The following is a 5,442-nucleotide window of genomic DNA, read 5'->3' as shown; positions in this document are numbered from 1 at the left end:
TGGGCTCTGAAGCCCGGGCCAGCACAACCAATCTGGAAGAAGTAGTTGAGAGGATGCCTCCCGGTGTTACTTTGGGCTGTGCTGTTTCTGGCACAACACTGATCACTCAACCGTGCGCGGGGTTCTGTGTGAACCCTGAGACACACTTGTTATAGGATCAAGCCTTACGGGCAATTAGTATCAGTTAGCTTAACGCATTACTGCGCTTCCACACCTGACCTATCAACGTCCTGGTCTTGAACGACCCTTCAAGGGGCTCGAAGCCCCGGGGATATCTCATCTTAAGGCAAGTTTCCCGCTTAGATGCTTTCAGCGGTTATCTCTTCCGAACATAGCTACCCGGCGATGCCACTGGCGTGACAACCGGTACACCAGAGGTTCGTCCACTCCGGTCCTCTCGTACTAGGAGCAGCCCCCTTCAAATATCCAACGCCCACGGCAGATAGGGACCAAACTGTCTCACGACGTTTTAAACCCAGCTCACGTACCTCTTTAAATGGCGAACAGCCATACCCTTGGGACCGGCTACAGCCCCAGGATGAGATGAGCCGACATCGAGGTGCCAAACACCGCCGTCGATATGAACTCTTGGGCGGTATCAGCCTGTTATCCCCAGAGTACCTTTTATCCGTTGAGCGATGGCCCTTCCATACAGAACCACCGGATCACTATGACCTGCTTTCGCACCTGCTCGACTTGTCGGTCTCGCAGTTAAGCACGCTTATGCCATTGCACTATCAGCACGATTTCCGACCGTACCTAGCGTACCTTCGTACTCCTCCGTTACACTTTGGGAGGAGACCGCCCCAGTCAAACTGCCTACCATGCACTGTCCCCGACCCGGATCACGGGCCAAGGTTAGAACCTCAAACAAACCAGGGTGGTATTTCAAGGACGGCTCCACGCAAACTGGCGTTCACGCTTCAAAGCCTCCCACCTATCCTACACAGACCGGTTCAAAGTCCAATGCAAAGCTACAGTAAAGGTTCATGGGGTCTTTCCGTCTAGCCGCGGGGAGATTGCATCATCACAAACACTTCAACTTCGCTGAGTCTCGGGAGGAGACAGTGTGGCCATCGTTACGCCATTCGTGCAGGTCGGAACTTACCCGACAAGGAATTTCGCTACCTTAGGACCGTTATAGTTACGGCCGCCGTTTACCGGGACTTCAATCAAGAGCTTGCACCCCATCATTTAATCTTCCGGCACCGGGCAGGCGTCACACCCTATACGTCCACTTTCGTGTTTGCAGAGTGCTGTGTTTTTATTAAACAGTCGCAGCCACCAGTTTATTGCAACCCCTTCACCCTTCTGGCGCAGGCCAGTCAAGCTACAGGGGCGTACCTTATCCCGAAGTTACGGTACCAATTTGCCGAGTTCCTTCTCCCGAGTTCTCTCAAGCGCCTTAGAATACTCATCTCGCCCACCTGTGTCGGTTTGCGGTACGGTCTTGTTAAACTGAAGCTTAGAGGCTTTTCTTGGAACCACTTCCAGTTGCTTCTTCACCGAAGTGAATGGCCTCGCACCCTTGAATTACGCGCCCGGATTTGCCTAAGCGCCTTCTCCAATGCAAGGACCGGGACTTCCAACACCCGGACAACCTTCCGCGATCCGTCCCCCCATCGCATTTAACAATGGTGCAGGAATATTAACCTGCTTCCCATCAGCTACGCATTTCTGCCTCGCCTTAGGGGCCGACTCACCCTACGCCGATGAACGTTGCGTAGGAAACCTTGGGCTTACGGCGAGGGGGCCTTTCACCCCCTTTATCGCTACTCATGTCAGCATTCGCACTTCCGATACCTCCAGCGCACTTTTCAATGCACCTTCGCAGGCTTACGGAACGCTCTCCTACCATGCACATAAATGTGCATCCGCAGCTTCGGTATATTGCTTAGCCCCGTTACATCTTCCGCGCAGGACGACTCGATCAGTGAGCTATTACGCTTTCTTTAAAGGATGGCTGCTTCTAAGCCAACCTCCTGACTGTTTTAGCCTTCCCACTTCGTTTCCCACTTAGCAATATTTGGGGACCTTAGCTGGCGGTCTGGGTTGTTTCCCTCTTGACACCGGACGTTAGCACCCGATGTCTGTCTCCCGTGATTGCACTCTTCGGTATTCGGAGTTTGCTATGGCGTAGTAATCCGCAATGGACCCCACAACCATGACAGTGCTCTACCCCCGAAGGTGATACACGAGGCACTACCTAAATAGTTTTCGGAGAGAACCAGCTATTTCCAGGTTTGTTTAGCCTTTCACCCCTATCCACAGCTCATCCCCTAACTTTTCAACGTTAGTGGGTTCGGACCTCCAGTACGTGTTACCGCACCTTCATCCTGGCCATGGATAGATCACCTGGTTTCGGGTCTACACCCAGCGACTGAACGCCCTGTTCGGACTCGCTTTCGCTACGCCTGCCCTAATCGGTTAAGCTTGCCACTGAATGTAAGTCGCTGACCCATTATACAAAAGGTACGCCGTCACCCCCTTGCGAAGGCTCCGACTGTTTGTATGCATGCGGTTTCAGGATCTATTTCACTCCCCTCCCGGGGTTCTTTTCGCCTTTCCCTCACGGTACTGGTTCACTATCGGTCGATCACGAGTATTTAGCCTTGGAGGATGGTCCCCCCATCTTCAGACAGGATTTCACGTGTCCCGCCCTACTTCTCGTACACCTAGTTCTTCCTCGCTGTTTTCGTCTACAGGGCTATCACCTGCTATGGCGGCACTTTCCAGAGCCTTCGACTAACAATGAAGATAAAGAGTACAGGCTGATCCCATTTCGCTCGCCACTACTCTGGGAATCTCGGTTGATTTCTTTTCCTGCGGTTACTTAGATGTTTCAGTTCACCGCGTTCGCTTCACGCAGCCTATGTATTCAGCTACGGATGACCCATACGGGCCGGGTTTCCCCATTCGGATATCGGTGGATCAAAGCTCGTTTGCCAGCTCCCCACCGCTTTTCGCAGGCTACCGCGTCCTTCATCGCCTGTGATCGCCAAGGCATCCACCACATGCACTTGTTCGCTTGACCCTATAACGAGTGCGTCTCGCGACACATCGCTACAGGTTGAGTATTCGTGTTGCGCCGTATTCCAAGAGCAATCTTTCGATTCCCCTTTAAAATACATTGATACAATCACAACCCTGATTCACCTACTCGGACACCCATCTCTAAGTATCCTTTCGTGAATCTCTTTACTACTTCTTCCTGATTGTTAAAGAACGACAGCCGATTGCGTGATTGCTATAACCACGTATCTTTCTGACTGGCTCAATCGCCAATGCATAACGCCCGGTTCACCGAACCAGATGCTGTGCATTGAAGATTGGTGGAGGATGACGGGATCGAACCGACGACCCCCTGCTTGCAAAGCAGGTGCTCTCCCAGCTGAGCTAATCCCCCAGTCATGCAGATGCCCCAGAGGTTTTAGACGGCCAGCTCACCAGACAAGACTTTGGTGGGTCTGGATGGATTCGAACCATCGACCCCCGCCTTATCAAGACGGTGCTCTAACCGACTGAGCTACAGACCCCTGAGTCTGTCTAAATTCACAGCCGATAAGCGTGAGCGCTCAACGTGGAACACGTCTAGCTCGAGAAAGGAGGTGATCCAGCCGCACCTTCCGATACGGCTACCTTGTTACGACTTCACCCCAGTCATGAATCCTACCGTGGTGACCGTCCTCCTTGCGGTTAGACTAGCCACTTCTGGTAAAACCCACTCCCATGGTGTGACGGGCGGTGTGTACAAGACCCGGGAACGTATTCACCGCGGCATGCTGATCCGCGATTACTAGCGATTCCAGCTTCACGCACTCGAGTTGCAGAGTGCGATCCGGACTACGATCGGTTTTCTGGGATTAGCTCCCCCTCACGGGTTGGCAGCCCTCTGTTCCGACCATTGTATGACGTGTGAAGCCCTACCCATAAGGGCCATGAGGACTTGACGTCATCCCCACCTTCCTCCGGTTTGTCACCGGCAGTCTCCCTAGAGTGCTCTTGCGTAGCAACTAGGGACAAGGGTTGCGCTCGTTGCGGGACTTAACCCAACATCTCACGACACGAGCTGACGACAGCCATGCAGCACCTGTGCGACGGTTCTCTTTCGAGCACCCCAGCCTTTCAGCCAGGTTCCGTCCATGTCAAGGGTAGGTAAGGTTTTTCGCGTTGCATCGAATTAATCCACATCATCCACCGCTTGTGCGGGTCCCCGTCAATTCCTTTGAGTTTTAATCTTGCGACCGTACTCCCCAGGCGGTCAACTTCACGCGTTAGCTTCGTTACCAAGTCAATGAAGACCCGACAACTAGTTGACATCGTTTAGGGCGTGGACTACCAGGGTATCTAATCCTGTTTGCTCCCCACGCTTTCGTGCATGAGCGTCAGTATTGGCCCAGGGGGCTGCCTTCGCCATCGGTATTCCTCCACATCTCTACGCATTTCACTGCTACACGTGGAATTCTACCCCCCTCTGCCATACTCTAGCCCGCCAGTCACAAATGCAGTTCCCAGGTTAAGCCCGGGGATTTCACATCTGTCTTAACGAACCGCCTGCGCACGCTTTACGCCCAGTAATTCCGATTAACGCTTGCACCCTACGTATTACCGCGGCTGCTGGCACGTAGTTAGCCGGTGCTTATTCTTCCGGTACCGTCATCCCCCCACCGTATTAGGGCAAAGGTTTTCTTTCCGGACAAAAGTGCTTTACAACCCGAAGGCCTTCTTCACACACGCGGCATTGCTGGATCAGGCTTGCGCCCATTGTCCAAAATTCCCCACTGCTGCCTCCCGTAGGAGTCTGGGCCGTGTCTCAGTCCCAGTGTGGCTGGTCGTCCTCTCAGACCAGCTACAGATCGTCGCCTTGGTAGGCCTTTACCCCACCAACTAGCTAATCTGCCATCGGCCGCCCCTTGAGCGAGAGGTCCTAAGATCCCCCCCTTTCCTCCGTAGAGCGTATGCGGTATTAATCCGGCTTTCGCCGGGCTATCCCCCACTCCAGGACACGTTCCGATGTATTACTCACCCGTTCGCCACTCGCCACCAGGGTTGCCCCCGTGCTGCCGTTCGACTTGCATGTGTAAGGCATGCCGCCAGCGTTCAATCTGAGCCAGGATCAAACTCTTCAGTTCAATGCCTGTTACTGTTTTCTATTCTCGCGAATAGGTCGCTCACTCAACGTACTGACGAATGATCATCCTGCCGAAGTTTTGACACCCCAACACGACAACCTTCCTTTCATTACTGTGTGAGACTTGATACTTTCGCTTTATGTCAGGTCCCGAAGAACCCGACCGCGTCCGCCATCAAGCGCCCACACTTATCGGCTGTTAATTTTTAAAGATCAATTACGCATCCACCCAAACCGTGCCACCCACACCCACCCGGCACCGCTTCGTTTTGCGTCGCTGCATCCGCAGCACAGAAACGAGATTATGAAGA

The 5,442-nt window shown here is 53.3% G+C and carries 2 tRNA genes and 2 rRNA genes; all 4 read right to left on the bottom strand.

Annotated features, from left to right (window positions below):
* Positions 1-153 precede the first annotated feature (153 nt).
* Positions 154-3,034 (bottom strand): 23S ribosomal RNA (locus LPA37_RS27525).
* A 296-nt stretch (positions 3,035-3,330) separates the two neighbouring features.
* Positions 3,331-3,406: transfer RNA gene (locus LPA37_RS27520), tRNA-Ala, on the bottom strand.
* A 53-nt stretch (positions 3,407-3,459) separates the two neighbouring features.
* Positions 3,460-3,536: transfer RNA gene (locus tag LPA37_RS27515), tRNA-Ile, on the bottom strand.
* Positions 3,537-3,601: 65 nt separating this feature from the next.
* Positions 3,602-5,132, bottom strand: a 16S ribosomal RNA gene (locus tag LPA37_RS27510).
* Together the 16S and 23S rRNA genes with 2 tRNA genes alongside form the textbook arrangement of a ribosomal RNA operon.
* Between the last annotated feature and the right edge of the window lie 310 nt (positions 5,133-5,442).

It is taken from the genome of Paraburkholderia gardini (genome assembly GCF_907164545.1).
Classification (GTDB): Bacteria; Pseudomonadota; Gammaproteobacteria; order Burkholderiales; family Burkholderiaceae; genus Paraburkholderia; species Paraburkholderia gardini.
This window is presented reverse-complemented; position numbering and strand designations above follow the sequence as displayed.